The sequence below is a fragment of the Streptomyces sp. NBC_00390 genome (assembly GCF_036057275.1).
Taxonomy (GTDB): Bacteria; Actinomycetota; Actinomycetes; order Streptomycetales; family Streptomycetaceae; genus Streptomyces.
On record NZ_CP107945.1, the window covers coordinates 2,865,473 to 2,892,459 of the forward strand.

Genomic DNA, 26,987 nt, shown 5'->3' on the forward strand with positions numbered 1-26,987 from the left:
GCCCACCGGCACGCATCACCAGAAGCAGGAGCAGCCCGTTGTACTTCACCGATCGCGGCATCGAGGAGCTGGAGAAGCGGCGCGGCGAGGAGGAGGTCACCTTCGAGTGGCTGGCCGAGCAGCTGCGGACCTTCGTCGACCTCAATCCGGACTTCGAGGTTCCCGTCGAGCGTCTCGCCACATGGCTGGCCCGCCTCGACGACGAGGACGAGGACGAGTAGCCGCACCGGGCCTTGCGACGGGAGTGCCCGGCGCACGCCCGGCAGGCCTCGCGGCGTGAAGCCGACGAGCAGCCCCGACGGGAACGCCGGGACTCGCCGGCGCACGGCCGCAAGCCCGGGGGCAGGGGGCATCAGCCCGGTCCCCGCTTCCTTCCGCCCCCCGCCACGGATCCCGGGCCGAGCCCCGGTATCGGCAGGGGGCAGCGGGAAGCAGCCGACAGGCTCAGCGCCGCAGACGCTCGTAGCCCAGCCTCAGCAGCCCGCCTGCGATCAGCACCCCGCCCGTCGCCGCCCAGCCCCCGCTGCGGCGGGCGACACCCCAGGCGGTCAGCGGCACGCCCACCACGAGCTGGGCGGCGCCGAGTACGCGGGCCCGGCGGCCCAGCAGCCACGGGCCGAGCGGGCCTTCCTCGACCACGTCGAGTTCGGCCCGTACCGCATCGCGCCAGCCCGACCACTCGACCGTCTCCGCTTCGTGCTCGTGCGCGACCGAGCGCAGCCGGTCGGCCGGTTCGCCGGGGGTGAGGCCGACGGGCAGGGTGAGGCCGGTGCGGGTGAGGACGGCGGTCAGACCGAGCAGCCGGGCGCGGGCGTCCGACTCCGGGTCGGGAAGAGTGAGCTCTTCCAGTGCCTGGACGTCCACAACGGGGTCGAGCCCGAGGCGGGCGGCGAACGTCCGCATGGCTTCGTCCTCGCCGACGGGGGTGCCGTCGGCGAGCCAGATGTAGCCGACGGGCCGGCGGAAGCCGGACGCAAGGGTGAAACCGGCGCGCTCCCCGTCCCACCACAGGGCGAGCACGGGCCAGTTCACCCCCACCGCGAGTGCGTGGGCCCAGCCGCCGAGCACCGCCTCGACCGGTTCGCCGCCGTCGAGCCAGGGCTTGTCCTCCGGGACGATCACGCTCCAGTGGGAGCCGGCCGGGGCGAGGAGCATCCGCCCGCGCAGCAGATGGGCCGGCGGACGTACGAGCGCGGGTTCGGCCCGGCACAGCAGCAGCGCTCCTACGGGTGTCGCGTTCATGACCCCACGCTAGGGCAATTTGCCCCTTGTGGCCCCCAGTGCCCCCTCAATGACCACGCGAGGATCCCCGGCCGCACGGCCGACCCCTCGGTCGAGCTTGACATCCAAGAACCGCGATATATCGTGTTGGTCAACAGACGCGATATGTTGCGTCGCGGCCCGGCCTGGGAGGTCAGCACCATGGCAGAGACGACGTGGGAAGTCGCTGAGCCGACAAAGCTCGCCTTCGACGACCCGGTCACCGTGCTCAATGTGCGCATCGTCAATGGAACGGTCAATGTGGTGGGCACCGACGAAGGTTCTGCCCGGCTCGAGGTCTCCGAGATCCAGGGCCCGCCGCTGATCGTGACCAGGCAGGGCTCCACCCTCACCGTCGCCTACGAGGACCTGCCCTGGAAGGGCTTCCTCAAGTGGCTCGACCGCAAGGGCTGGCACCGCAGCGCGGTGGTCTCCCTCGCCGTCCCCGCCCAGGCGGCCGTGGAGGTCGGCGCGGTGGGCGCGGGGGCGGTCGTCTCCGGGATCAAGGGCGCCACGACGGTCCGCGGCGTCAGCGGGGACACCACACTCGTCCGCATCTCGGGGCCGGTCCGCGCCGACACGGTCTCCGGCAATCTGGAGGCCCAGTCGGTCACCGGCAGGCTGCGCTACAACTCGGTCTCCGGCGATCTGACGGTGATCGACGGCTCCGGCGCATCGGTACGCGCCGACTCCGTCAGCGGGGACATGGTCATCGACATCGACCCGGCGGGCGAGCCCACGGACATCAGGCTGAACACGGTCTCCGGCGAGGTGGCCATCCGGCTGCCGCACCCGGCCGACGCCCTGGTCGAGGCGAACACCGCGAGCGGAGCCGTCTCCACCGCCTTCGACGATCTACGGGTGAGCGGGCAGTGGGGGGCCAAGCAGATGACCGGCACGCTCGGCGCCGGCACCGGCACGCTCAAGGCGACGACGGTCTCCGGTTCCATCGCGCTGCTGCGCAGGCCACCGGCGGAGGAAGAGCCCCACGAGGACGTGTCCGCCGACGCCCCGACCGGGAAGGTGCTCTGACATGCCCCCCGTATTCGCCCATGGCCGGCTCCGGCTCTATCTGCTGAAGCTGCTCGACGAGGCCCCGCGCCACGGGTACGAGGTGATCCGCCTCCTGGAGGAGCGTTTCCAGGGCCTGTACGCGCCGAGCGCCGGCACCGTCTACCCGCGGCTGGCCAAGCTGGAGGCCGAGGGTCTGGTCACCCACGCCACCGAGGGAGGCCGCAAGGTCTACTCGATCACCGACGCGGGCCGCGCCGAACTGGCCGGGCGCAGCGGCGAACTGGCCGACCTGGAGCTGGAGATCCGCGAGTCGGTCTCCGAACTGGCCGCGGAGATCCGCGACGACGTGCGCGGCGCGGCGGGCAAGCTGCGCAGCGAGATGCGCGCGGCGGCTTCGCAGACGCGCCGGGCACCGGGCACCGGCAACGGCAAGGGGCACGCCACGACTGACGGGGAGCCCGGCCTCGGAGACTTCGGCGTCGGGGACTTCACGATCGGGGACTTCGGGGACTTCACCGACAAGGAGTCCTGGCGGGCCGCCAAGGAGGAGCTGCGCCGCGCCAAGCAGGAGTGGAAGGAGCAGGCACGGCGCGCCAAGGACGAGTCCCGCCGCGCCCGCGAGGACGCCCAGCGTGCGCGCCGCCAGGCCAAGGAGGCCCAGGACCAGGCCCAGGAGCAGATGCAGCGCATCGCCAAGCAGGTCCAGGACAAGGTGCAGGACCACTTCGCACGGGGCGACTGGCCGACGGGGCTCCGGGAGGGGCTGGCCGAGATCTCCAAGGAGTTCGGGCGGTTCACCAGGCCGGGGACCGGCCCGAAGCCGGAGCCGGTGGTGGTCGTGGAACCGGCCGGTGCCGAGGCTCCGCCGGAGCCGGAGTGGGCCGAGGAAGAGCCGTCGGACAACCCGGCACGCGACCTCGAGCGGCTGCTGGACCGCTTCCGCGACGACGTGCGCGACGCGGCTCGTGACCACGGGGTGACGCCTCAGCAGCTGGGCGAGGCCCGCCGCCATCTGTCGACCGCGGCGGCCCACATCGTCGCCCTGCTGCGCAGCCCCAAGGAGTAGCGGACGCGGGGACCGGACGGCCGTCCGGTCCCCGCGGCGCGCGCTCAGCCCGCCAGCGCCGCTCCCCCGCCCCCGGTGCCGAACAGCGCCCGTTCCACCGCCGTGTACGTCGCCCCGTGGTCGGCCAGCGCCTCGGCCACCACGCCCGGGCGGGCCGTGAGCGCCAGCAGGATGTGCTCGGCGCCGATGACGCGGTCGCGCCGGCCCACCGCGATCCGCAGCGCCTTCACCAGGGTGTCCTTCGCACCGCGGGTGAGGGAGCGGTGACCGGACCACCACCGGCGGTTCCTGCGGTCGCCTGCCAGCGCGCCCTCTCCATGCACCTCCTCGACCCGCGCGACGATCTCGGCGACATCGATGCCGAGTCCGGCCAGGGCGCCTTCGTCCGCCTTGGTCAGGCCGCCGCGGCGGCGCGCCCGGTCGAGCGACGACTCGAGGGCCTCACGCCGGTCGCTCACTCCGAGCGCGCGGAACGCGAACGACGCCCGCCCGCCCTGAAGGTCCAGCAGGGCGAGCAGCAGATGCTCCTCGGTGATGGTGGACGCTTCGGCCCGTTCGGACCGGGCGACGGCCCCGGTCACCACCGCACGCGCGTCCTCGGTGAACCGCTCGAACATCACTGCCTCCCGTACTTCTTGTGCACGGCCTGTCTGCTCACCCCGAGCTCGGCGGCGATCTCCTGCCACGACCATCCCTGATTGCGGGCGCTGCGCACCTGAACGGCTTCGAGCTGCTCCAGCAGCCGCCGCAGTGCGGCGACGGCGCGCAGCCCGATCCGCGGATCGCGGTCCCCGGCCCGCTCGGCGAGATCCGTTGCTTCGGTCATGATGTCAACCTACATTGACATCATGACCACTGTCAACCTACATTGACGTCAGGGGCAGGCATGCTTCTCCGGCCCCCACGTATCGCGCACGTCACCGCGCGCCACCGTCCCGCACAGCAGCACCGTCTGCGAACCCTTCGCGCCCCCGCGCTCGACCGCTATCAGCTTCTTCTCCGTCAGCCGCCCCCCGCCCGAGGCCCCGTGGGCGTCGATCCGCCCCGTGGCCCCGTCGAAGCCCCCGCCGCCGAGGCCCTGGTAGAGCACCGCCTGCAGCAGCCCACGGTCGAGGCGTTCGTCATGTCCGCCGGTGCCCCTCCACGCCTGATCGACACCCTCCGCGAGATACCGCATCGCGTCCCAGGCGAGCGCCACATGGGCGTCCTGGCGCATTGCCCCCGTACGGGTGCCATGGTCCTTGGCGTAGGTACGGTCGTACTCCGAGAGGAAGGCCGCCGCCTCACCGCTCGCCCCCGCCAGCACCGGGGCCCGGCCGTGCGAGACGTAGTACAGCGTCAGCCCGGCGAACACCTCCCACGGCCTGCGCTCCTCCGTCAGCGCGTTGGTGACGTCGTCGCCACCGAGCACGCTCACCTCCGGACAGTCCCGCGCATCCCGCGTCAACTCGCCCAGGAACAACTGGAACTGGCTGCCCCGTCCCGCCCACACCACCGCCGTGCGCGGCTCGTCGGCCACGGCCCGGCACACCTCGCGCGCCAGGTCGTCGACGGTCGCGACGGAGGATCCGGCCGGACCGCCCGGCATGGGAGAAGGCTCGGGCGCGTCCGTCGGCGTGTACAGAAGCATGCCGGTGCGCTCGTCCCCGTACGCCGTACGGAAGGCCGTCGCGAGGCTCGCGCTGTACGCGTCGGAAGGATCGGCGATCAGCCGCACCCGCACCGCGGACTTCCCGTCCACCATCGGCGCATGCTCGGCGAACGCCGCCATCACCTGGCCGGCCCGGGTGTCGGTCGGTGCGGTCTGGTAGTAGTGCCCGCCCTGGCGCAGCAGCTCGTCGGCGGTGCCCGAGGTGCCTACCATCGGCAGCCCCGCGTCGTCGAAGATGCCTATCGCCTCGTACGTGTTGCGGCGGCTCTGCCCGAATCCGACGACCCCGACGATCGAGCCGTCCTTGTCGGCGAGTTCCACGATCCGGCGTGCCACGGCCGGGGCGTCCTTGAACCGGTCCCCCGCGTTCGCCGCGAGCACCCGCAACGGCACCCGCTCCCCCGAGCCCAGCGCCTGCCCGTTCACATACGCCTGGGCCAGGGCGATACCGCGCAGCTCGGCAAGCGTGCCGCCGCGCACCGGGTCCTCGGCGTCCTTGCCGCCGCTGAGCGCCCCGAAGTAGACGACCGTGCGGGCACGCGGACGGGGATCGTCGTCGCGCCGGCCCGAAAGCTCCTTCTCCACCTGCTCGTTCTGCCGCTCGATGCGCTGCAGTACGTCACGCACGGCCCGGTCGCTGTCGGCCGCGCCGAACGACGCGGCCCCCTCCGCGACGCCGACGCACTGCCCGTCCGTGCCGAGGAAGGTGGAACCGAGACACGGATCGGGACCGTCCGCCGAGAACGGCACCCCGGCGACCAGCCCTCCGGTCAGCACCAGGGCGAGCACCCCCGCGCCGAGCACCCCGACCACCTCGGCCCCCGGCCCCCACCGCATGGCGGGCGGGGCGAGCGTCGGCCAGCGGCCCAGCCAGTACGTCGCGGCCTGGTCGTCCTCGGGGCCCTCGGCGACCGGCACCACCATCCCGGACGGCCGCCCGGGCGGAGTGCCGCGCTGGGCGATGTTGGCCAGGTCCGCGCCGGCGGCGGACAGGCCGGGGACCTCGATGTCGGGGATCCTGCTGGCGAGGGTGCGCACCCCCGCGGCCACCGCCACCACCGACGTGCACCGCAAGTCCTCCATCGCGGAGCGCAGTTCACGCAGGAACCGCTGCACGCGCGACTCGGCGGGGCCCGCCTCCTCCACCAGCAGCACGAAGCGGCTGACCCGGCGGCGCCGCCAGGGGTTGAACAGCCGCTTGCGGGCGGCGGCTTCGAGGTCCGCGAGCAGCGCGTGCACCAGGATCCGGTCAAGCTGCTCGGGATCCCCGTCCGAGCCACTGTCCACCAGGTCGAGGGCCGAGCGGAAGAAGTCGGTGGGCGGAGTGCCCTGCTGCTGGCGCACCCACTCCGCGTACCAGCGGCGGCCGCCGCCGCGGCCGCGCCCCAGCATCCGACGGCCCGCCCGACGCCCGTACAGGGCCCGCGGCAGCCGCTGGAAGAGCGGGCCCGCGATGAAGTTCCACAGCAGTTCGAGCAGGGTGCCGCCGTTGGCCTGATCCCGGCCGCCCAGCCACCACAGACCGCGGGCCAGCGCCGACACCTCGCGGTGCTCCGCGTAGCAGTGGTCCCGCAGCTCCCCCGGGCGGCGCTCCATGAGGCCACCGGCGGCGGGTGCGGTGACGACGGCGCGCAGCAGCCGGTAGGAGGGCAGCCGCAGCCGTCCGGTGCCGGGCGGCATGGTCGCGTCGAGCTGGTAGGTGATCTGCTCGAAGAGGTTCAGCGGCGCCTCGGCCGGGTCGGCGGGCCCGTCGGGCAGCCAGACATGCGGTGCGAGCCCCCTCTCGCGTCCCCGCAGCCGGGACCGTAACCCGGCTACGATCCGGCGCCCCGCCTGACCGCTGCCCGGCTCGCTCAGCAGCACCACCGGCACGCGGCTGCGGCTGCGGCGCGGCTGGACGACCAGTTTGTCGAAGGCGTCGACGAAACGCTCGACGCCCGGATAGGCCGGAATCCGGCTGTGCGGTTCCCCCGTTGACACTGTTCCCCCTCCCCTGCACGTGCGATCACGTGAGTGTCAAAGGTCGTGCCCCGCACCAGCGGTGTGCAACCGTCCGGGACGCGGCAGGCTCATCCCCCCGGGCGTACCGTGTGCGATGTGATCGATTTCCGTACGGGCGCCCCCGTCACCGGCTCTCTCGACGTCGACTGGCACGCCGGCTGGCCCTCGCCCAAGCATGACCCCGCCCCGGAGATCCAGGTCCACGCGTACTCCGAGCACACCGTGATCCTGCGGCAGAACATGTCCGTGCACCACGAAGCCCCTTTCCTGTTCCTGCTGTTCGGGAACGAACGGGCGCTGCTGTTGGACACCGGCGCCAGCCCCGACCCCGCGCACCTGCCGCTGCGCGCCACCGTCGACACGCTGGTCGAGCAGTGGCTCGCCCGCCACCCGCGCAAGGGGTACGGGCTGGTCGTGGCCCACACCCATGGCCACGGGGACCACATCGCGGGCGACGGACAGTTCGCGGACCGCCCGCACACCGAGGTCGTCGGGACGTCGCTCGACGCCGTGACGGCGTACTTCGGGTTCGAGCAGTGGCCGCTGCGGGCCGCGGAGCTGGATCTCGGCGGGCGGGTGCTCGATCTGCTGCCCGGCCCCGGGCACCAGGAGGCGGCGGTCGTCTTCCATGACCGGCACACCGGCCTGCTGCTGACCGGCGACTCCCTCTACCCGGGTCGTCTGTACGTCAGGGACCTGGCCGCCTTCCGGGCCACCGTCGACCGCCTGATGGCGTTCTGCGGGACGACCCCGGTGACGCACATCCTCGGCTGTCACATCGAGATGACCCGCACCCCGGACGAGGACTACCCCCGCGGCACCACTCATCAGCCGGACGAGCCGCCGCTCCAGCTCACGCCCGGCCATCTGCGCCGGCTGCGTGATGCCCTGGACGGGCGTCTGGGCCCGTGCGGTGACTTCATCGTGGTGTACCAGGATTGACCAGGACGGTGACCTGCGCCCCGGGCCGGGCGTGGACCCGCACCGTGGCCGCGCGCTGCGGCGGGACCGTACGCGTGGTCGTCCAGGCGGGACCCGCCACCTCGATCCACCAGCCGGCCGCGCTCGGCGGCAGCGAGATCTCCGTGGCCGCGGAGCGCCGGGCCGCCCGGTACTCCAGCCGGTAGGTCCGGCTCCCGGAGTCGTACGCATCGGCCGCGACGCGGCCCGCCACGGCCGGGGCGTACGGGGCGGCGGTCTGCTCCTTGTTCGCACGGAATCGGCCCTCGTCGTCCACGGCGCAGTACCCGCCTCCGTAGCACCACACATAGCCCGCCCATCCCGAGCTGTAGCGGTTCAGCGACACCAGTGCATCGCGGTAGAAGCGGGGCATGTTGGGGAGTGCGTGGTTGAGCGGACCCCACTCGCCGACCACGACCGGCACGCGGTACTCCTCGGGGTACGCGGTCACGGCCGCCTCGTAGGACTCGATCCAGCCCGCCGAGGGGTCGTAGTCGGCACCCGCCTCCATCGCCGTGTTGTAGAAGTGCGGGGCGTAGACGACCTTCGGGTCGTCGATCCTGCCGAGTCCGGTCGGTACGCCCTCCCCCACGATCGGCGTCGGTTCGACGAAGAGCCATGTGTCGTCGTCGACCGAACGGACCGCGTCCGCCAGGCGGTTGTACATCGCGGTGAGCTGCTCGCGCTCGATGCGCCGTGCCGCCGCCGGCAGACCCTCCCCCTCGCGCATCTCGCCCATCGGCTCGTTGATCAGGTCGTAGCCGAGGACGGCCGGATGGCTCCCCAGCCTGCCGGCCAGCACCCGCCACATGCGTGCCTGCGCGCTGCGCAGGTCAGGGTCCTCGTAGAGGTGGGTGAAGGCGCGCTGCACGGCGGGCTCGAAGTACTCGGCGAACCAGTCGTCCGGGTGCGGGGTGAAGGGCAGGCCGTCCGTACGGGTGGCCCATTCGGGGATGCCGCGATGTCCGAAGGCGGGCCCGAAGACGTCCTGGTGGGCATCGATGAGCACGTGGACGCCGTACTTCTCCGCCCAGCGGAGGACGCGTTCGATCTTGCGCAGATACGCCTCGCTGTAGCGCCCGCGCTCCGGCTCCAGGTCGTCCCAGAAGACCAGCAGCCGCGCGAAGTTGAAGCCCTGGGCACGCAGGTCGCGGAAGTGCTTCTCGGTGATGGCCGTCAGGGCCTGATCGCCCCGGTGGGTCTTGTCCTCGACGTTCCAGCCGCGCAGCGTGAGGACCCGGCCGCGGTCGTCGGTGAGCGGGGGTATGCCGTCCCGGTGGTCGGCGTGGGCCGTGGCCGGGGTCAGCAGGGCGAGGCAGCAGGCGAGGACGGCGAGCAGGCGGTACACGGGCAACCTCCGGCACGGTCGGCGACAGTGCCGGAGATCCCATCAGCAGATCTGACGACCCATCAAGGGTTCGTCAGGACAATCTTTCCGAAGAGGTCGCCGGAGGCGATCTTCTCGAAGCCCTCCCGTGCCCGGTCCAGCGGCAGCACCTCGTCGATCACCGGCCGCACGCCCGTGGCCGCGCAGAACGAGAGCAGGTCCTCCAGCTCGTCCTTGGAGCCCATGGTCGAGCCGACGACCTTCAGCTCCAGGAAGAAGATCCGGGTGAGCTCGGCGTGCGAGGGCCGGTCACCGCTCGTGGCCCCCGAGATCACCAGCGTGCCGCCGGGCCGCAGCGACTTGACCGAGTGCGACCAGGTGGCGGCGCCGACGGTCTCGACGACCGCGTCCACACGCCGGGGCAGACGGGCGCCCGGCTCGTACGCCTCCTCCGCACCCAGCTCGACGGCACGCTTGCGCTTGGCCTCGTCGCGGCTGGTCGCGTACACCCGCAGCCCGGCCGCCTTGCCGAGCACGATCGCGGCGGTGGCGACACCACCGCCCGCGCCCTGGACAAGGACCGAATCGCCAGGACGGACACCCGCGTTGGTGAAGAGCATGCGGTAGGCGGTCAGCCACGCGGTGGGCAGGCACGCGGCCTGCTCGAAGGTGAGCTCCTTGGGCTTCGGCAGCACGTTCCAGGTGGGCACGGAGACCTGCTCGGCGAAGGTCCCCTGGTAGCGCTCGGTCAGGATGGAGCGGGGCTCGTCCGGGCCGACGCCGTGACCGCTCTGGCCGATGACCGAGTGCAGGACGACTTCGTTGCCGTCCGCGTCGATGCCGGCTGCGTCGCAGCCGAGGATCATCGGCAGCTTGTCCTCGGAGAGGCCCACACCACGCAGCGACCACAGGTCGTGGTGGTTGAGGGAGGCAGCCTTGACGGTCACGGTCGTCCAGCCGGGACGGTCCTCGGGTGCGGGGCGTTCGCCCAGTTCGAGGCCGTTGAGCGGCTGGTCACGGTCGATGCGGGCGGCGTAGGCGGCGAACATGACCTTGACGATAGGGCGGCACCGGTGCGCGACGGAACCGCGCACCGGTGTGACACGCGTCCCTAGTCCCTTCGGTACTGCGCCGGGGAGTTCTTCGTCGCCGGGTCCTCGTACGAGCCGACCCCGCCGCGGTCCACATGGAACGTGGTCAGCGTCGTCACGGGCGAGACCGGGTCACGGCGGTCGGCGATCACCCGCATGTGGGCGCTGAAGCGCTCCGGGGTGGCCTCGTAGACGTCGTAGCCGTAGCGATTGCCCTCGAAGTACTTCAGGTGCGGGTTGGCAGCGCCCATGAGAGGGCCGTTGGTCCGGTTCCAGTCCGCGGAGTACGCGCCCGAGGTGACGGAGTGCGCCGTGAACTCCGTACCGACCACCGGCGACGAGGTGTCGTCGAAGTCGGTCCTGATGTCGTCCACGAAGGCGGAGTGCCAGTCGCCGGTGATGACGACGAGGTCCTCCAGCCCGCTGCTGTGGACATGCCCCAGTACCTCCTTGCGCTCGGCGAGGAAGCCGTCCCACTGGTCGGTGAACATGTACGAGCCGCCCGGCCGGCCGCGCAGCTGGCTGAGCATGATCGAGTTGGCCCAGACGTGCCAGGAGTCGGGTGCGCGGTCGATGCCCCGCTTGAGCCAGGACTTCTGCTCGGCCCCGAGGATGGTGCCGTCGGCGAGGTTCTGCGCGGAGCGGTACGAGCGCAGGTCGAGGACGGTCAGCTCCAGCAGGTCGCCCCAGCGGCGGACCCGGCGGATCTCGGGGTCGGGCAGGGCGGACGCACCGTCGTCGCGATGCGGCATGTTCTCGTACCAGGCCTGGTACGCGGCGGCCCGGCGCTGCATGAACGGGGCGCCACCGCCGGTGCCGGAGTAGTCGTTGGCGACCTCGTGGTCGTCCCAGGTGAGGAACCAGGGGTGGGCGGCGTGGGCCTCGCGCAGGGATGCGTCGCCCTTGTAGAGCGCGTGGCGGCGGCGGTAGTCGGCGACGGTGAAGACCGACGGGCCCTCGTGGTCGCGGACGTGGTCGGCCGGGACGCCACCGACCTGGCCGTGCTCGTAGATGTAGTCGCCCAGGTGGACGACGAAGTCGACGTTCTCGCGTGCGATACCCCGGTGGGCGGCGTAGAAGCCGTCGTGGAAGGCCTGGCAGTTGGCGGCGGCGAACCGGACGGACGCGACGGCGCCGACCGGCGCGGTCTTCGTCCGGCCGGTACGGCTCGTCCGGCCGAGGGCCGTGAACCCGTACCAGTAGCGGGTGTTCGCGCGCAGCCCGCTGACGGGTACGTGCACGCTGTGCCCGAGCGTGGCCGAGGCGGTGGCAGTGCCACGGGTGACGACTCGCCGCAGCAGGGGGTCGGTGGCGACGACCCAGTCGACCTCGACGACTTCGGGCAGGTCCTGCTCGGCGGCGAGCGGTTCGGGTGCGAGGCGGGTCCACAGCAGGACACTTGTCGGCTGCGGATCCCCGGAGGCGACACCGAGCGTGAACGGTGCGGGGTCGTAGTCGGCACCGAGGGCTTCCGCGGCCTCCCGCGCCTGCGCCGGCGAGAGTCCGGCGCTCAGCGGCCAGGCGAGGTTGAGCGCGCCCACGGCACCGGCGGCCTTGAGCAGATCACGTCGGTTGAGCCTGGTCACTTGCGTACCCCCGTGGCCGTCAGGCTGAGTGATATGGCGTCGGCGTACCCGTCGTTGGAGGTCCCGCCGCCGCTGCGGGTGAAGACGAGCAGGAGGCGCGCGGTACGGGCCCCGGGCGGGACGGCCGCGGAAGCCGTCCGCTCGACCAGGCCGGTGCGGGAGCCGCGCTCGGCGGCCGTCACCGGGCCGAGCACGGAGAGGGCGACGGGCGTGCCCTTGGCGTCGCGGAACTCCACGGACAGCCGGACGCCGTCCTCCTGCATGGAGTAACCGCCGAGCCATGCGCCGACGGTGTAACGCACCAGGCCGGCATCGACGGCGGCCCGGCCGGTCGCCCCGGCTGCGGGCAGGGAGATGTCCTGTACGAGTGCGGTCCGGGGCGAGTTGCCGCCGCTGAAGAACCTGCTCCCGCGCTGGGCGGGACCCGGGTCGGCGGCGGTCGGATACCCGCCGCCGAGTGCGTAGCCGACGAGCGCGGGCGCCCCTTGCTTGATGACCCATCCGGTGACGGAACCGACGGGTTCGGCGCTTCCGCCGGGCCCGGTCTCGGCGTCGCCGTTGACGACCAGATTCACACGCGCCTCCTGTGGAACGGGGGTTGGCGCGTCGCATCACAGCAGTGCGAGGTGAACCTGGGAAGGCGCGGACCGGAACAGTGGCATGAAACGAGCCAGGCCGCCCGCGCCCGGGTGCCCACCCGGCAACGGCGGCCGCCAGGGTGACCGCGGGCCGGCCGGACGGCCGGACGGCCGGACGGCCCGGACGGCGCAGGGTCAGCCGACCGGACCGGCACGTGCGCGGCGGGAAGCGGAAGGGCCCGGACGGCGCGCCCCCACGCCGGTCGCGAAGGCCGCCCCTGGCCGTGGACACCCGCACCCGAACAGCCGGCACATCGGCCGACGCGGTCACCGCAAGACGGTCCACAGTCCGGGTCGGCGTTCGGCGCACAGCCGAGCCAAGGGGCGCCACCGCCGCAGACCGCAGCCGACCCGACCGACCGACACGGTCTCCACCGCGACCACGAGACGGTCAGGAGGGGCGGTCCGGTGGGCGGTCGAGCCTCCGGCCGAAGAAGGCCCGACCAGGGCGGCCAAAGCCGACGGCGCCGACATCACGACCGAAGGCCGGTCAAACGAGGGCCCGCCGGGCAGCTGCCGGGCGGGGCCGCCCGCGCATCCGGCTTCGGTGCGCGGGGCGAAAGATGCCCCTCAGGGCCTCGGCCATGAGCTCGGCGCCGTACTTCACCCGTCCGGCGCAGCTCGGCCCCACGAGTCCACGCAGACGCGGAACGGGCCGCGTCGTACCCCCGGCCGGGTGGTACGACGCGGCCCGCTCGCCGCGTGCACAAACGTCAGCGTCGCGCCACGCCCTCCGCGCGCGCGGCCGCCGCGACCGCAGCCGTGACCGCCGGGGCGACCCGCTCGTCGAACGGCGAGGGGATCACGTAGTCGGCCGCCAGCGCGTCGCCGACCACATCCGCCAGCGCGTTCGCCGCGGCGATCTTCATGCCCTCGGTGATCGCGGAGGCCCGCACCTGGAACGCGCCCGCGAAGATGCCGGGGAAGGCCAGCACGTTGTTGATCTGGTTCGGGTAGTCCGACCGGCCCGTGGCCACGACCGCCGCGTACTTGTGCGCGATGTCGGGGTGGACCTCGGGGTTCGGGTTGGCCATGGCGAAGACGAACGCACCTGGCGCCATCGACGCGACGGCCTCCTCGGGCACGGTGCCGCCGGAGACGCCGATGAAGACGTCCGCGCCCGCCAGCGCGGTCTCCAGCGAGCCGGTGAGCCCGGCCTTGTTGGTGATCTCCGCAAGCTCGCGCTTGACCTGAGTCAGGTCGTCGCGGTCGCGGCTGACGATGCCCTTGCGGTCGGCCACCGCGACATCGCCGAGACCGGCCTCGAGCAGGAACTTCGCGATGGCCACACCGGCCGCGCCGGCGCCGGAGATGACACCGCGCAGGTCACCGAGACCGCGCCCGGTCAGCTTCGCGGCGTTCCGCAGGGCGGCGAGGGTCACCACGGCCGTACCGTGCTGGTCGTCGTGGAAGACGGGGATGTCGAGGCGCTCCTTGAGCTTGCGCTCGATCTCGAAGCACCGCGGTGCCGAGATGTCCTCGAGGTTCACTCCGCCGAAGGACGGCGCGAGACGCACGACGGTCTCGACGATCTCGTCGGTGTCGGTGGTGGCGAGGGCGATCGGGACCGCGTCCACGCCGCCGAACTGCTTGAAGAGGATCGCCTTCCCCTCCATGACCGGAAGCGACGCCTCCGGGCCGATGTCGCCGAGACCGAGCACCGCGGTCCCGTCCGTCACGACGGCGACGACCTGCGACTTCCAGGTGTAGTCGTGGACGAGCTCAGGCTGCTCGGCGATGGCTGTGCACACCTTGGCGACGCCAGGCGTGTACGCGAGTGACAGGTCGTCCTTGTCGCGCACGGGCACTGTGGCCTGGATGGCCATCTTGCCGCCGCGGTGCAGCGCGAAGGCCGGATCGAAGGGCTCGTCGGCACTCTCCGTACCCGTACTGTCGCTGCGAGGATTGACGATCTCCGCTGCCATTGGTTTGACCCCTTAAGTCTTCATCTGTTGAGGGTGGCCACTCCTGATTGAGGAGGGGTGGGCGGGCACCGCGTCCGTTCCCCGTCCCAGCGGTTGGCCCGCCTGACAGGGGTGAGGTACGTACGCGCGGGCGCGCCGCACAACGCGCCCTGAGCCCCGGATGAGGGGTGTAAGGATCCTTCTTACCCGACCGACACCGGCCTCGACGAGTCGTTAACGGGGCGGTGACGCGACTCATAGCCGCAAACCCGGGCGAGCACGCCAGGTGCTGCCAAGGCAGTACAGAGACCGACAGGCACAGCAAATCTTTCGGCCGGAAGGAGCCGTTCCAGTGAAAGGTCCGGCCTTGATGTGCCGGCCCACTGGGGTTCGGGGGTGACCCGTTACCCGATTTTGACATGCGCGGCCCCCTGAATGGGCTAATCCGAATGGCAAGATGCCGGAAACACACAAGGTCGCGACACTCGAAGATGAGTACACGGCCCCTGGGTACACCCCTCTCACCCGCCGGAGGACCTCGATCATGACCGCAAGCCTCACCCGTCGTACGACCGCTGCCAGGTCCCGGATCGCCGCGGTCGGCGCGATCGCGGTCGTCGGTGCCCTGACGCTCACCGCGTGCGGTGACCAGACCAGCTCGGGCACGGGGTCGACGAAGACCCAGGCCGGCGGTTCCGACGCCCCGCTCTTCGACGCGCTCCCGAAGAAGTACCAGGACTCCGGCAAGATCAAGGTCGGTACGGACGCCGCCTACGCGCCGATGGAGTACGAGGAGGGCGGCAAGATCGTCGGTATCGACCCCGACATCGCCGCCGCCCTCGGCAAGGAGCTCGGCGTCGAGTTCGTGTTCACCAGCGGCACCTTCGACGGCCTGATCTCCTCGCTCAACACCGGCCGCCAGGACGTCGTCATGTCCGCCATGAGTGACACCAAGGCCCGTCAGGAGGGCCTGGACGACAAGGGCAAGAAGACCGGCGAGGGTGTCGACTTCGTCGACTACTTCAACTCCGGCGTCTCCCTCCTGGTCAAGAAGGGCAACCCGCAGAAGATCACGTCGCTCGACGACCTGTGCGGCAAGAAGGTCGCCGTCCAGCGTGGCACGACCTACCACGACACCTTCAAGGCGCAGGCCGAGAAGTGCAAGAAGGACGGCAAGGGCACCCTCACCATCGAGGCGTTCGACACCGACGCCGAGGCCCAGACCCGTGTGAAGTCCGGCGGCGCCGTCGCCGACCTCAACGACTACCCGGTGGCCGCGCACATCGCGAAGACCGCGGGCGGCGGCAACGACTTCGAGGTCGTGGGCGACCAGACCGACGCCGGTCCGTTCGGCATCGCCGTCGACAAGGACAACGCGGAGCTCCGCGACGCGCTCCAGAAGGCCCTGAACGCCATCATCAAGAACGGCGAGTACGAGAAGGTCCTGAAGAAGTGGGACGTCACGGACAGCGCCGTGACCGAGGCGACCATCAACGGCGGCAAGTAAGACGGCGTCCTCGCCTCAAGCGTTCACTGAAGGGCAGTCACTGTGACTGACAAGTTCGACAAGCCACCCGCCGACGAGCCGCCGGCGGACCCGGGGATCAGCAAAGCGGCGATCGCTCACCCCGAGCGGATCAAGGCCATCCCGGTACGGCACTACGGTCGCTGGGTCAGCGGTGTCGTGGTCGTGGCGTTGCTGGGCACGCTGATCTACTCGTTCTCGCAAGGCGACGTCAACTGGGGCACCGTCGGGGACTTCATCTTCGACGACCGGATCATCGCCGGCGCCGTGAACACCGTGATCATCAGCGTGCTGTCGATGATCATCGGCTTGGTGCTGGGAATCGTGTTCGCCGTCATGCGGCTCTCGAAGAACCCCGTGACCGGCGCGGTGGCCTGGCTGTACATCTGGCTCTTCCGCGGGACCCCGGTCTATGTGCAGCTGCTGCTGTGGTTCAACCTCGCGCTGATCTTCCCCATCCTGAACGTCGGGTTCTACAAGGACGAGATGGTCGATGTGATGACCCCGTTCGTGGTGGCCCTGTTGGGACTGGGGCTGAACGAGGGCGCCTACATGGCCGAGATCGTCCGGGCCGGCATCCAGTCGGTCGACGAGGGCCAGACCGAGGCATCGCACGCGCTGGGCATGCCCAACAGCAAGACCATGCGGCGCATCGTGCTGCCGCAGGCGATGCGGGTGATCGTGCCGCCGACCGGCAACGAGTTCATCAACCTGCTCAAGACCTCCTCGCTGGTCTCCGCGGTGCAGTACACGGATCTGCTCCGTTCCGCGACGAACATCGGCTCCACGTCGTTCGCGGTCATGGAGATGCTGCTCGTGGCGTCGGTCTGGTACCTGGCACTGACCAGTGTGTTCAGCATCGGCCAGTACTACGTCGAGCGGTACTACGCACGCGGTTCGCTGCGACAGCTGCCGCCCACGCCGTATCAGAGGGTCAAGACGAAGATGATGGGGCTCGCGAGCCCGCGAGGAGGTGTGTCGGCATGACCGCCATGGTGAAGGCCGAGGGCGTCCACAAGTCCTACGGCGCCGCGCACATCCTCAGGGGCATCGACCTCGAGGTCGCCCCGCGTGAGGTGTTCTGCCTGGTCGGCCCGTCCGGGTCGGGCAAGTCGACGTTCCTGCGGTGCATCAACCACCTGGAGCAGATCAACGCCGGCCGTCTTTCGGTCGACGGCCACCTGGTCGGCTACCGGCAGAAGGGCGACAAGCTCTACGAGCTGAAGGACAGCGAGGTCGCGGCGCAGCGCCGGGACATCGGCATGGTCTTCCAGCGCTTCAACCTGTTCCCGCACATGACGGCGCTGGCCAATGTCATGGAGGCGCCGATCCAGGTCAAGGGCGAGACGAAGGCCGTGGCACGTGAGCGTGCCGAGCGGCTGCTGGACCGGGTGGGTCTCGGCGACAAGGCCAAGAACTACCCGTCCCAGCTCTCCGGCGGCCAGCAGCAGCGTGTCGCCATCGCCCGTGCGCTGGCGATGGAGCCGAAGCTGATGCTCTTCGACGAGCCGACCTCGGCCCTCGACCCGGAGCTGGTGGGTGACGTGCTCGACGTCATGCGCGGCCTCGCCGAGGACGGCATGACGATGATCGTCGTCACGCACGAGATGGGCTTCGCCCGTGAGGTCGGCGACTCGCTCGTCTTCATGGACGGCGGTGTGGTGGTCGAGTCCGGCCACCCGCGCGACGTCCTGGGGAACCCGCAGCACGAGCGGACGAAGGCGTTCCTGTCCAAGGTGCTGTAGCGGCACGTGCGTGAAGGGGCGGTACGGATCCGGGATCCGTACCGCCCCTTCCGCTGTCGGCTGCCGCTACTTCAGGGCGAGCACCAGCGCGTCGGACGGCGAGGCCCACACCGTCCGCGCCTCCCCGAAGCCCGCCTCCCTCAGGGTCCGTGCATGCCACTCGGCGGAAGGGGTGTCACCGTCGGCGTGTTCGCCGTAGATCCGGAACCGTTCGGCGGTCGGCCCGGCCAGCACCGGGTCCTCGGCGGCCAGCGCCCACCAGTCCGCCCAGTCGAGCGCACCTGCGGCGCGGGCGCGGTCCATGGCGGCGTGGCGCTGGGCCCGTTCGGCCGCGTTGATGCGGGGCGTGGCCGCGTCCTTCATATGGTCGGCGTTCATGAACACTCCGCCGTCCCGGACGAGCGTTGCGACCTGGCCGTACAGCGTGGTCAGCGGCCCGCTGTGCAGCCAGTGCAGTGCGGTGGCGGTGAGCACGGCGTCGTACGAGGCATGCGGCAGCACGGCCGGCCACGCGGGATCCTTGAGATCGGCGGTGCCCAAGGTGACGCGCTCGTCGCCGGCGAAGTGCCCCCGGGCGATGGTCAACAGCGCGGGATCAAGATCGACCCCCGTGCTGGTGGCGTTCGGGAACCGCCGCAGCAGTCTGTCCGTGATACTCCCCGTACCGCACGCAAGGTCCAGCACCCTCGGCTCGGGGCCGACCGTGGCCTCGACCATGTCGAGCATCACCCGGAACCGCTCCTCGCGGTCGGGCATGTACCACTCCTGCTGCCGGTCCCAGCTCTCCTGCCAGGCCCGCCAGTCGGCGCCCGCGCCCGTGTCCGTCCCTGTCTCCCGCACCGGAAACCCTCCCGACCGTAATACCCTCGAAGCAGACCCATCTGTTACGTCGACAGTAGAACGTCACGGTAAGGACTACAAGTGGAATTGGCCTATTACTCGGACTATGCCGTGCGCCTGGTCAACACCGAGGAGCCGGCCCGCGGCAAGGACTCCCTCACCTCGGTGGAGGCCGTCCGCGAGCTCTTCGGCGCGTCCACCCAGGCCGCTCGCCGTGCCACGGACTCCGACGTCACCCGCTTCCGGTCCGTACGGAGCCGGCTGCGCGCGGTCTTCGCCGCCGCCGACTCCGGCGAGGAGACCCAGGCGGTCGACCTGCTGAACTCGCTGCTGCTGGAGTTCCCGGTCAGCCCGCAGATCTCGGGCCACGACCACCGGGACGAGGACGGCCGCCCCAAGTGGCACATGCACCTCGCCGACCACCCCTCCAACGCGACGGCGGGCTTTGCCGCGACCGCCGCGATGGGCCTCGCCTTCCATCTCACGGAGTACGGCGTCGACCGGCTCGGCCTGTGCCAGGCGGCACCCTGCCGCAACGCCTATCTCGACACGTCCACCAACCGCTCGCGCCGCTACTGCTCCGACCGCTGCGCCACCCGCGCCAATGTGGCCGCCTACCGCGCCCGCAAGCGTCTGGAGACCGAACGGTCGGCGAGCACGAGCCGTACGGCCGAGAGCGCCCACGACGCCACATAGACGGGTGTACGCCGTCGCCCCGGCAGCATCGGCCGGTACCGCGCCCGCACCCGCGCCAGCATCAGCTCGTCGGGGACGGCGCCGAAGGCGCGGCTGTCCACGACCTCGTCGCCGTGGTTGTCCCCGAGCACCCACCAGCCGCCGTCGCGCCGCTCGACCAGGCGCTTGACGATCAGGAGATCCTGCTGGAGCGGGTGGCGCAGCACCGCCACGTCCCCGGCCCGCAATTCGGCGCCGTAGTGCACCAGCAGCTGGTCCCCGTGGCGCAGCCTGGGATACATGGAACGCCCGGTCACCTCGGCGACGCCGAACAGCGCCGTGGGCTCCCGCCCCTGCTCCGTCATCGGACACCGCCTCCGAGTCCCTCGGTATGTTCCGCCACCGGTCCCATGCCCGCCCCGGACTTTTGACCTAAGCCGCAGGGGGCACCCGCGAAAACACGTCTCTCACGGAGTAATGTCCCACCTGAGAAGACGATCACGAGGAAGGACAGCTCAATGCTCTCCCGCCTGTTTGCCCCCAAGGTGAAGGTCAGCGCGCACTGCGACCTCCCCTGCGGTGTCTACGACCCGGCCCAGGCCCGCATCGAGGCCGAGTCGGTCAAGGCCGTCCAGGAGAAGTACCAGGCCAACGAGGACCCGCACTTCCGGGCCCGCGCCACGGTCATCAAGGAGCAGCGTGCGGAACTCGCCAAGCACCACATCTCGGTGCTGTGGAGCGACTACTTCAAGCCCCCGCACTTCGAGAAGTACCCCGAGCTGCACCAGCTGGTCAACGACGCACTGAAGGCCCTGTCGGCCGCCAAGGCGTCGACGGACCCGGCCACGGGGCAGAAGGCTCTGGACTACATCGCCCAGATCGACAAGATCTTCTGGGAGACGAAGAAGGCCTGACCCTGGCCTGGGTGGCCTGCCGTGCACTGTCGCGGGTCACATCGCCACCCGTCCGCACCCGGCCCGCAGGCCGCCTCCCACGGCGTCCATGACGGACCGGGTGCGGTCTTCTTCGCCCGGACGGCGGCTCGGCTCCCAGGCTGGTGAACGCCGGCACTTGGCCGGCTGCCTCACCGACGACAGATGAGGATGCCACCGAGGCAGGTGACCTCGTACGCCCCGTGCCGGGTGACGTGGTCAGTCACCAGCGCGGGCTCGGTCGACGGTCGCATCGAAGGGCACGTCGTGCTGGTCCGCCCAACGTCGTCCGCGGCGACCCCTACGGCGGCTCCGCCGAGCTCGACCAGAACCTGATCTGGCGGCCGGGGCCGTAGTCGAGCCGCCGCCGCACCGCGGTACCCGGACTCTGGCACATCGGTGCCTCGACTCATCCCGGCCCCGGTCTCTCCGGGGGTTCCGGACACATGGTCGCCCGGCAGCTGCTTCGGCCGTGCCGCACAGCTCCGTCGCCTGCTCGCCGCAGGGCGAACGGTCCTGCGGCGATCCCTCGCCCGGGCACGGTTCGACCGGTCGGCGGCAAGGGCCCGGGGCTGCTCGAAGGGCCACCCCGGGAACGGGGCGGACGCTACAGTCCGGTGTAGGTGAATTCGTCGGCCGGGCTGCTGGGAGAGGTGGCCTTGCCGACCGTCACGGTGATGTTCACCGTCTGGTGGTCGTCGAGCTGACCGGGCGCGGTTGCGGTGATCTCTCCGGTGGAGACGAACTTGACCGAATCGGATGCCTTGTCCTTGAAGTGCACGGTGGCGCCATCGGCGAAGCCCGAGCCGCTGATGGTGACCGGGGTGCCGACCTTTCCGCTGGTCGGGCTGACCGCACTGACCACCACAGGTGCGGGTCCGCCATAGGCGAACTGCCCCATCGCGACGGCCGGGGAGGTGCCGAGGGTGTTGGTGACGCGGACGTGGACGACGCCGGTTCCGTTGGGGACCTGAGCGGTGATCCTGATGCCGGAGGGGTCGATGTCGCGCTTGGTGCAGGCGAAGTGGCCGAAGTCGACCATGCTGTCCGGACTGAAACCGGTGCCGTTGATGGTCACCGTGGCGCCTGGTGCGCCGAAGGTGGGGGTCACGTCGGTCACCACCGGCCCGGAAGGGACGGCAGGCGCCCCCACCAGGTCCAGGTAGGTGGAGTTGGCGTGCTGGAAGGCGACCTGGCCGAGGAAGTCCTGGGTGGTCTTGTTGACCAGGTTCTTGGCAAGGCTCGTGTATCTGGTGTTCATCAGGCAGAGCGTGCCGGGCTGGACGTAGACGTTGCCCTTGGTGCGCTTGGAGATCGCCCCGATGAGCAGCTTCACTTCTTCGGTCGCCTGCGGTCCCGGGCTCGGGTACCAGCCGGCGGTGGTGTCGAGATCGGCCCACGCGTGCGGTACCAGGTCGTAGGCGTTGTTCTGGCGCTCGTCGATGACCCACGGCACGGAGTCGAAGTAGTCGACGAAGCTCTGCGCGCCGGCGGTGGGAGCGGCATAGGTGATCACCGCGAACTTCGGCTGTTTCGGCCAGGTCTGTGCCTGCAGGTACGGCGCGAGCATGGTGGCGATGCAACCGCCCAGGCTGTGACCGGTCAGATAGACGGTCGGCTGCGGCGAGGAGGGCGCCGACTTGAGCGCGGCGGCGAGCGCCTGAGCGAGCGTGACGTTCGGGGAGGGTGAGGCGATCGAGCGGGCGTTGACAACCCGTTTGAACGCATCCATGGCCCCCTTGGAAACGGCGATGGGCTTCGGCGATCCGCTTTCGGGGAACGGGACGACCGTGCCGACGTCGAGGTCCTCGAGGATGTCGGTCAGATCGGCGTCCGTTCCGCGAGCGACCACGGCGAACTCGTTCGAGCCGTTGGTGCTCCGTGCGATGTAGGCCATATTGGCGTTGGCCTCGCTCAGGGCGAGCCACACCAGCTTCCACGCGCCCTGCGTCGCAAGGCTGGGATCGCTCAGTTGCGCGTCGATGCCGGTGATGATTCGTTCGGTCTGTTGCTCCGGGGTTTCCCCGGACGGACGCGGGGTGGCCCCGGTCGCTGCAAGGGCAGCCAGGGTCATGGTCACCTGGGCGATTGTCGGATCGGGTGCCATCGTCGTTCCTGCTCCTCGGATGTTTTGCCGGTGCGGAGGCGGGACGGCCTTTCGGCGCCATCAGGGCAGATCTGTGCGGAACCGGCCGTCAGAGTGGATCGCACACAATCAGACCTCCCCTCCGCGTTGTCCGGTGCCTTTCCTGCCTGCAGGTTGACCAGGTTCACCTTGTTGGCCGTTCGTCATACGTGCGTGCGGTTCGCCGAGCCAGGTGCGCAGCGCGGCGGCCAGAGCTGCGGTGTCTGCGGGCAGGCCCGGGGCGGCGGCCCAGGCGACGATGCCGTCGGGGCGGATGAGCGCGGCCGAGAGATCGCCGCGGTCGGCAGGGGCGGCCGCCACGGTCGACAGGCGGTCCCGCCATCCGGCCGCATCCTCGAAGCGCGGGCACTGGTCTCCCCAGTGCTCACAGAACGTCGCAACTCCATGATCACCGGGACCCGTGCCCGTACTGTTGCCGACGTCCCCGACCGCGCCTGTCCGCGCGACCTCTTAGAAGCGGTGTGCCACGAACACTCCGAGTCCGGCGCTGCACCTGCTTCGAGGGTCGCGGCGCTGAAGCAGACAGCTCAGTCGGGCCGGCACCGCTGACGGCGCTCGCCAGCTGTCGGGCGCACACGACGGGCTTCGGCGGCCATCACGGTCCCCGCCAGCACAGCGGCGCAGGCCGCCGATGCCGCTGCCGGGACACGGACCCCCTGCGGTACGTCGTCCACTGCTCTGCGCTCTCCGTCCTCCATGACGCACACGGTGCGCAGGGTGAGGAACTGGACGTCGTAGTCCACCGCGCCCTCCGCCCCCTTCAACTGGGCCCTGCACGGGTGGTTGTAGGGGAACGGGGCCGAGGACGCCCCGCCGTCCTGCGCCACGGCCACGGTCGACATCAGATTGATGGCCCCCAGCCCGTAGAAGGCCGTGGCCGTGGCTGCGCAGGCAAGGGCGGCAGCGACGACCGCACGGCGCCATCCGGACCAGGACGGGTTCCCCGGCAGGGCAACTGCGAGGCACCGGAGCAGGAGGAACACGGCCATCGCGGAAGCAGCGAGAAACACCACCGGTATGAAGAAGATCACGACATGCCCTTCCGCCGGGCTCGGATGCTCACGGTCATCATGCCTGCGGCCATCCGGCCCTGACGTCAACTATGACTTGGATCACGGGAGTTGAAGGACCGCAGCGGCAACGCATCAGACCGGGTGCGCTTGTTCCGGGCAAGGCGGACTGCATCAAGTGCTCGTGATGGGATGGCACTTGAGGAGGGGTCATCATGGTCGTCCAGGTACGCGGTGTGGTGCTGCCCGAGAGGGAGCAGCGTTCCTTCTGGATCGACGGCGACGTGCTGCGCACCGAGCCCGTTCCCGGTGCCGAACTGGTCGTCGACGGCGGCTGGCTGTTGCCGGGGCTGGTCGACGTGCACACACATCCGGGCAGTGAGTCGCACGACAAGCCGTTCGAGGACGAGACCCTGCGCCGGCATCTGACCGATCACCGCGACGCCGGGGTACTCCTCGTGCGCACGCCGGGCACTGCCGCGCCGATGCCCGCATGGGTGGACGACGCCCCCGATCTTCCCCGCGTACGGTCCGCCGGGCGCTGGCTGGCCACACCGGGCCGCTTCTTTCCGGGAGTCGGACGCGATGTCCGCGAGGACGAGCTCAGCGGTGCCGCGGTCGAGGAGGCGCAGGCCTCCTCCGGATGGACGAAGATCATCGGGGATTGGCGCTGGAACGAGCCGGCCGTTCCGCTCGACATCCTCACCGCTGCCGTCGCGGCCGTGCATGCGGCCGGGGGCAAGGTGTCCGTGCACTGCCAGACGTCGGAAGGGTGCCGCAACGCCGTCCTCGCGGGCGCCGACAGCCTGGAACACGGCATGCACCTCGATCCGGCCCTGCTCGACCGGATGGCCCGTCAGGGCACCGCGCTGGTGCCCACCCTGGCCGTGTTCGGTGCGGGCGCCGAGGAAATGCGCGCCGACGAGCGGACCCCCTCCCGCGAGTCCTGGCTGCGCGGCTGGGACGGCATGCCGGGCAACGTACGCGCCGCTCATGAGGCCGGGGTGACCGTCCTCGCCGGAACCGACAGCTTTCCCTGCGGGACCATCGCCGACGAGACCGCCTGGCTCGCACGCGCCGGTGTCCCCACGGAGGCGGCCGTGGGAGCCGCCTCCTGGACGGCCCGGTCCTGGCTCGGTCTGCCGGGGCTCGTCGAGGGCGCGCCCGCCGATCTCATCGCGTTCGACACCGATCCGACACTGGATCCGCGCGCGCTGCGTCATCCCAGCCGGATCATCCTGCGGGGACGCGTCATCGCCTGACGCCGCTCGGGCCCGGCCCAGGAGGCCGCCCCGGACATCCCCGCGATCATTCGCCGAACGGCTCGTCGCTCCACCGGAACCAAGCCCGGTCGCCCTGGATGTGCAGTAGGAATTCGGCCACCGGCCCCGTGGGGGACATCAGGGACACGGCCCGCCCGATGTCCGAGTGGACGGCCTCCCACTCCTCTCCCGCCGTCTCGTCCTCGTCGTAGCGTTCGAGCAGTTCGAGCTCCCGGCGGAACAGCGGCTCGACCGTTGCGAACCCGGGACCCGGGACGAAGCGGCCGTGCAGCCAGGGGAAGTCGGCCTCGTCGATCACGATGTCGCCGACCGCGTCTCCCGCCGCGCCGAGCACGCGCCAGATGTCACCCATGGGTCCCGTCCCCTCCGAGCGGGCACGCTGCCGCTCACCTGATCGTGAAGCAGCCATCATGCAGGCCCCGGCCTCCCGGTGGGCATGGCGGTCACACGCAGCAGGACGCGGGCGGCTGCAGCAGGGGGCTGTCCTGGCGGGTCAGCCACTGGCGGTAGGGTCCCGCGCGCTGGGCCGCCTCGCGGTAGGCCGCGACCAGGTCCGCGTACACCGCCTCGTACAGCTCGGCGCCGGAACCGGGCCGGAAATACAGCAGCAGCCGGACGGCGAGGGGGTCGCCGCGCAGGGGCCGGATCGCCATGTCCTCGCGCGGAAGCGAAGTCGGCTGGCAGGGGGCGACGGCTTCGCCGACCGCGATCAGTGAGGCAGCGGTGTGGTAATCCCCGTGCAGGACCGGAGGGTTGAGCCCGGCCGCGCTCAGCATCCGGCGCAGCCCGTCCCATTCGCCGTCCACCGTCGGATCGACCATCCAGCGGTCGTCGGCGAGATCGGCAAGCTCCACAACAGGGGCCGCCGCGGCCGGATGGTCACGGGCCATGGAGACGAACTGCGGTTCGCGCTCCATCAGTACGCGTACCCCGAGGCCGTCCGGCACCCGCAGCGGCGAGCCCTCCACCTCGTGCACGAAGGCGACATCGAGCTGTCCCGCGGCGACCATCCGCAACAGGGCGTTGGCGGACACGTCCATGTGCAGCGAGATGTCGGTGCCCAGCAGCCGCTTCCGCAGCCGGCGCAGCCAGCCGGCGAGTGCGCGGCTGGCGGTGGAGCCGATCCGCAGCCGGGGGCCGCCGTCCCAGGCCTCCGCCTTCGCCTCGACGACCAGCGCGGCCATCTCGGCCACCAACGGGCGGGCGCGGCTCAGCACGGCGCGCCCCAGCGGGGTCGGCCGGCACCCGGTGCGCTCGCGCGAGAACAGCTCCGCGCCAAGGAAGTTCTCGATCCTGCGCAGCTGGGTCGTCAGGGACGGCTGGCTGACACCCAGTTGCCGGGCCGCTTTGTGCAGGCTGCCGCTGTCGGCTATGGCGCACAGCGCACGCAGGTGCCTCACCTCGAGCTCCATGTCCTGAGCGTAGAGCGACCCCAACTGCCGCACCAGACACTGGAGTTGGGGCGGGAGGGACGGATCGTGACAGCCCGCCGGAGGAATGCCGGGTGACCCGCGGAAGGCAGGCGATGCGGCTGGGTTATCGCCGATTGGCATCATCCGCACGGGGGTTCGACTCCCGGACACTCTGCTCTACCCAATCGTTTCATCGGACGAGCAGGAGCCCCCCATGCGTCACCCCAGATCGTTACTCGCCGTCGCCCTCGGTCTCGGCCTCGCCGCCACCCTGGGCGCCGTGCCCGCCACCGCTGCCACGACGGCCAACTCCCCTGCGGCCGCCGCCTCTTCCTCGTACGCAGCCTACGAAGGCTCCGCCGAGGACGCCAAGGCCACCCAGGCGTTCTTCGACGCGGTCGTCGCGTCGGTGTCCAGGAAGCGCGCCGCGAATCCGGGCGCCCAGGCCGTCACCGTCGTCTACAGCGCGAGCAACGCCCCGAGCTTCCGGACCCAGATAGCACGCAGCACCCAGATCTGGAACAGCTCGGTCGGCAATGTGCGACTGCAGGAGGGCAGCAGCCCCGACTTCCGGTACTACGAGGGCAACGACCCGCGCGGTTCGTACGCGAGCACCGACGGGCACGGCCGCGGCTACATATTCCTCGACTACCGGCAGAACCAGCAGTACAACTCCACCCGCGTCACTGCCCACGAGACCGGCCATGTGCTCGGTCTGCCGGACCACTACTCCGGGCCGTGCAGCGAGCTGATGTCAGGCGGCGGCCCGGGAACGTCCTGCCAGAACGCCGTACCGAACACGCAGGAGCGCGCTCGCGTGAACCAGCTGTGGGCCAACGGTCTCGCGGCTGCCGTCGCCCGCGTCTCCTGACGGGGACCCGACCCGGAAGTCACAGGCGAGGGCGCCCCGCAGCACACAGC

The 26,987-nt window shown here is 70.9% G+C and carries 26 protein-coding genes and 1 pseudogene; 11 read left to right on the plus strand and 16 right to left on the minus strand.

What is annotated here, in order from left to right; genetic code table 11:
• Positions 1-38 precede the first annotated feature (38 nt).
• Entirely contained in the window at positions 39-221 is a 183-nt protein-coding gene (locus OHS70_RS11905; RefSeq protein WP_003961784.1) for a DUF6104 family protein, read from the plus strand.
• A gap of 223 nt (positions 222-444) precedes the next feature.
• On the opposite strand, the gene OHS70_RS11910 is transcribed toward OHS70_RS11905, so the two are convergent.
• Entirely contained in the window at positions 445-1,242 is a 798-nt protein-coding gene (locus OHS70_RS11910) for a hypothetical protein (RefSeq protein ID WP_328396554.1), read from the minus strand.
• Between the two features lie 180 nt (positions 1,243-1,422).
• Between OHS70_RS11910 and OHS70_RS11915 the strand changes: the two genes are divergently transcribed.
• A complete protein-coding gene (locus OHS70_RS11915) occupies positions 1,423-2,292 on the plus strand; it encodes a DUF4097 family beta strand repeat-containing protein (RefSeq protein WP_328396556.1) in 870 nt (289 codons plus the stop codon).
• A gap of 1 nt (position 2,293) precedes the next feature.
• Positions 2,294-3,340, plus strand: a complete 1,047-nt coding sequence (locus OHS70_RS11920) for a PadR family transcriptional regulator (RefSeq protein ID WP_328396558.1) — start codon at positions 2,294-2,296, stop codon at positions 3,338-3,340.
• A gap of 44 nt (positions 3,341-3,384) precedes the next feature.
• Here the strand turns inward: OHS70_RS11920 and OHS70_RS11925 are convergent, their stop codons facing one another.
• Genes OHS70_RS11925 through OHS70_RS11935 form a run of 3 tightly spaced genes read right to left on the minus strand, consistent with a single transcriptional unit; the run spans position 3,385 to position 6,971 of the window.
• Positions 3,385-3,957, minus strand: coding sequence for a Clp protease N-terminal domain-containing protein (locus tag OHS70_RS11925; RefSeq protein ID WP_328396560.1), 573 nt, complete (start codon positions 3,955-3,957; stop codon positions 3,385-3,387).
• Positions 3,957-4,166 carry a helix-turn-helix domain-containing protein gene (locus tag OHS70_RS11930; RefSeq protein ID WP_040248424.1) on the minus strand — a complete coding sequence of 70 codons (210 nt, stop codon included), beginning with the start codon at positions 4,164-4,166 and terminating at the stop codon, positions 3,957-3,959. Before OHS70_RS11930 ends, OHS70_RS11925 begins: the two co-directional genes overlap by 1 nt.
• Positions 4,167-4,214: 48 nt before the next feature.
• Positions 4,215-6,971, minus strand: coding sequence for an ABC transporter substrate-binding protein (locus tag OHS70_RS11935; RefSeq protein ID WP_328396566.1), 2,757 nt, complete (start codon positions 6,969-6,971; stop codon positions 4,215-4,217).
• A gap of 117 nt (positions 6,972-7,088) precedes the next feature.
• On the opposite strand from OHS70_RS11935, the gene OHS70_RS11940 reads away from it, so the two are divergent.
• Positions 7,089-7,934: an MBL fold metallo-hydrolase gene (locus OHS70_RS11940; RefSeq protein WP_328396568.1), complete on the plus strand. Its 846-nt coding sequence runs from the start codon at positions 7,089-7,091 to the stop codon at positions 7,932-7,934.
• Here OHS70_RS11940 and OHS70_RS11945 read toward each other — a convergent pair.
• The 5 genes from OHS70_RS11945 to OHS70_RS11965 form a co-directional block, all read right to left on the minus strand.
• Positions 7,912-9,300 (minus strand): cellulase family glycosylhydrolase, encoded by a 1,389-nt coding sequence (locus tag OHS70_RS11945; protein WP_443062740.1) that lies wholly within the window; start codon positions 9,298-9,300, stop codon positions 7,912-7,914. The genes OHS70_RS11940 and OHS70_RS11945 overlap by 23 nt on opposite strands.
• 62 nt (positions 9,301-9,362) lie before the next feature.
• A complete protein-coding gene (locus tag OHS70_RS11950; RefSeq protein ID WP_328396570.1) occupies positions 9,363-10,328 on the minus strand; it encodes a zinc-binding dehydrogenase in 966 nt (321 codons plus the stop codon).
• Between the two features lie 62 nt (positions 10,329-10,390).
• Entirely contained in the window at positions 10,391-11,956 is a 1,566-nt protein-coding gene (locus OHS70_RS11955) for an alkaline phosphatase D family protein (protein WP_328396572.1), read from the minus strand.
• The gene (locus OHS70_RS11960) at positions 11,953-12,531 is read right to left on the minus strand and encodes a phosphoesterase (RefSeq protein ID WP_328396574.1); all 579 of its coding nucleotides are present in this window, start codon (positions 12,529-12,531) and stop codon (positions 11,953-11,955) included. Before OHS70_RS11960 ends, OHS70_RS11955 begins: the two co-directional genes overlap by 4 nt.
• Before the next feature lie 776 nt (positions 12,532-13,307).
• Positions 13,308-14,519 (minus strand): NAD(P)-dependent malic enzyme, encoded by a 1,212-nt coding sequence (locus OHS70_RS11965; RefSeq protein ID WP_328396576.1) that lies wholly within the window; start codon positions 14,517-14,519, stop codon positions 13,308-13,310.
• A 523-nt stretch (positions 14,520-15,042) separates the two neighbouring features.
• Here OHS70_RS11965 and OHS70_RS11970 point away from each other — a divergent pair.
• Genes OHS70_RS11970 through OHS70_RS11980 form a run of 3 tightly spaced genes read left to right on the plus strand, consistent with a single transcriptional unit; the run spans position 15,043 to position 17,768 of the window.
• The gene (locus OHS70_RS11970; protein ID WP_328396578.1) at positions 15,043-16,005 is read left to right on the plus strand and encodes an ABC transporter substrate-binding protein; all 963 of its coding nucleotides are present in this window, start codon (positions 15,043-15,045) and stop codon (positions 16,003-16,005) included.
• A gap of 42 nt (positions 16,006-16,047) precedes the next feature.
• Positions 16,048-17,010 (plus strand): amino acid ABC transporter permease, encoded by a 963-nt coding sequence (locus OHS70_RS11975; protein WP_328396580.1) that lies wholly within the window; start codon positions 16,048-16,050, stop codon positions 17,008-17,010.
• A gap of 5 nt (positions 17,011-17,015) precedes the next feature.
• A complete protein-coding gene (locus OHS70_RS11980) occupies positions 17,016-17,768 on the plus strand; it encodes an amino acid ABC transporter ATP-binding protein (RefSeq protein WP_328405567.1) in 753 nt (250 codons plus the stop codon).
• Positions 17,769-17,834: 66 nt separating this feature from the next.
• Here the strand turns inward: OHS70_RS11980 and OHS70_RS11985 are convergent, their stop codons facing one another.
• Entirely contained in the window at positions 17,835-18,524 is a 690-nt protein-coding gene (locus tag OHS70_RS11985) for a class I SAM-dependent methyltransferase (RefSeq protein ID WP_328405572.1), read from the minus strand.
• Between the two features lie 165 nt (positions 18,525-18,689).
• Here OHS70_RS11985 and OHS70_RS11990 point away from each other — a divergent pair, with 165 nt between their 5' ends.
• On the plus strand, positions 18,690-19,304 hold the full coding sequence (locus OHS70_RS11990; protein WP_328396581.1) for a CGNR zinc finger domain-containing protein: 615 nt from the start codon (positions 18,690-18,692) through the stop codon (positions 19,302-19,304).
• Here OHS70_RS11990 and sodX read toward each other — a convergent pair.
• On the minus strand, positions 19,223-19,648 hold the full coding sequence (sodX, locus tag OHS70_RS11995) for a nickel-type superoxide dismutase maturation protease (protein ID WP_328396583.1): 426 nt from the start codon (positions 19,646-19,648) through the stop codon (positions 19,223-19,225). The genes OHS70_RS11990 and sodX overlap by 82 nt on opposite strands.
• 153 nt (positions 19,649-19,801) lie before the next feature.
• Between sodX and sodN the strand changes: the two genes are divergently transcribed.
• Complete coding sequence (gene sodN / locus OHS70_RS12000) at positions 19,802-20,197, plus strand: superoxide dismutase, Ni (RefSeq protein ID WP_014176526.1); 396 nt, start codon at positions 19,802-19,804, stop codon at positions 20,195-20,197.
• A gap of 625 nt (positions 20,198-20,822) precedes the next feature.
• Here sodN and OHS70_RS12005 read toward each other — a convergent pair.
• The 3 genes and pseudogenes from OHS70_RS12005 to OHS70_RS12015 all read right to left on the minus strand — a co-directional run bounded on the left by OHS70_RS12005 (position 20,823) and on the right by OHS70_RS12015 (position 23,392).
• Positions 20,823-22,322, minus strand: coding sequence for an IPT/TIG domain-containing protein (locus OHS70_RS12005; protein WP_328396586.1), 1,500 nt, complete (start codon positions 22,320-22,322; stop codon positions 20,823-20,825).
• 108 nt (positions 22,323-22,430) lie between these two features.
• Positions 22,431-22,685 (minus strand): annotated as a pseudogene (locus OHS70_RS12010) (aromatic-ring hydroxylase C-terminal domain-containing protein); the annotation flags it as partial.
• A gap of 203 nt (positions 22,686-22,888) precedes the next feature.
• Positions 22,889-23,392, minus strand: coding sequence for a hypothetical protein (locus OHS70_RS12015; protein WP_328396588.1), 504 nt, complete (start codon positions 23,390-23,392; stop codon positions 22,889-22,891).
• A gap of 194 nt (positions 23,393-23,586) precedes the next feature.
• Between OHS70_RS12015 and OHS70_RS12020 the strand changes: the two genes are divergently transcribed.
• A complete protein-coding gene (locus OHS70_RS12020; RefSeq protein ID WP_328396590.1) occupies positions 23,587-24,633 on the plus strand; it encodes an amidohydrolase family protein in 1,047 nt (348 codons plus the stop codon).
• 46 nt (positions 24,634-24,679) lie between these two features.
• Here OHS70_RS12020 and OHS70_RS12025 read toward each other — a convergent pair whose 3' ends face one another.
• The gene (locus OHS70_RS12025; RefSeq protein ID WP_328396592.1) at positions 24,680-25,006 is read right to left on the minus strand and encodes a hypothetical protein; all 327 of its coding nucleotides are present in this window, start codon (positions 25,004-25,006) and stop codon (positions 24,680-24,682) included.
• Positions 25,007-25,097: 91 nt separating this feature from the next.
• Entirely contained in the window at positions 25,098-26,066 is a 969-nt protein-coding gene (locus tag OHS70_RS12030; protein ID WP_328396594.1) for a LysR family transcriptional regulator, read from the minus strand.
• 214 nt (positions 26,067-26,280) lie between these two features.
• Here OHS70_RS12030 and snpA point away from each other — a divergent pair, with 214 nt between their 5' ends.
• The gene (snpA, locus tag OHS70_RS12035; RefSeq protein ID WP_328396596.1) at positions 26,281-26,937 is read left to right on the plus strand and encodes a snapalysin; all 657 of its coding nucleotides are present in this window, start codon (positions 26,281-26,283) and stop codon (positions 26,935-26,937) included.
• The last annotated feature ends 50 nt before the right edge of the window (positions 26,938-26,987 follow it).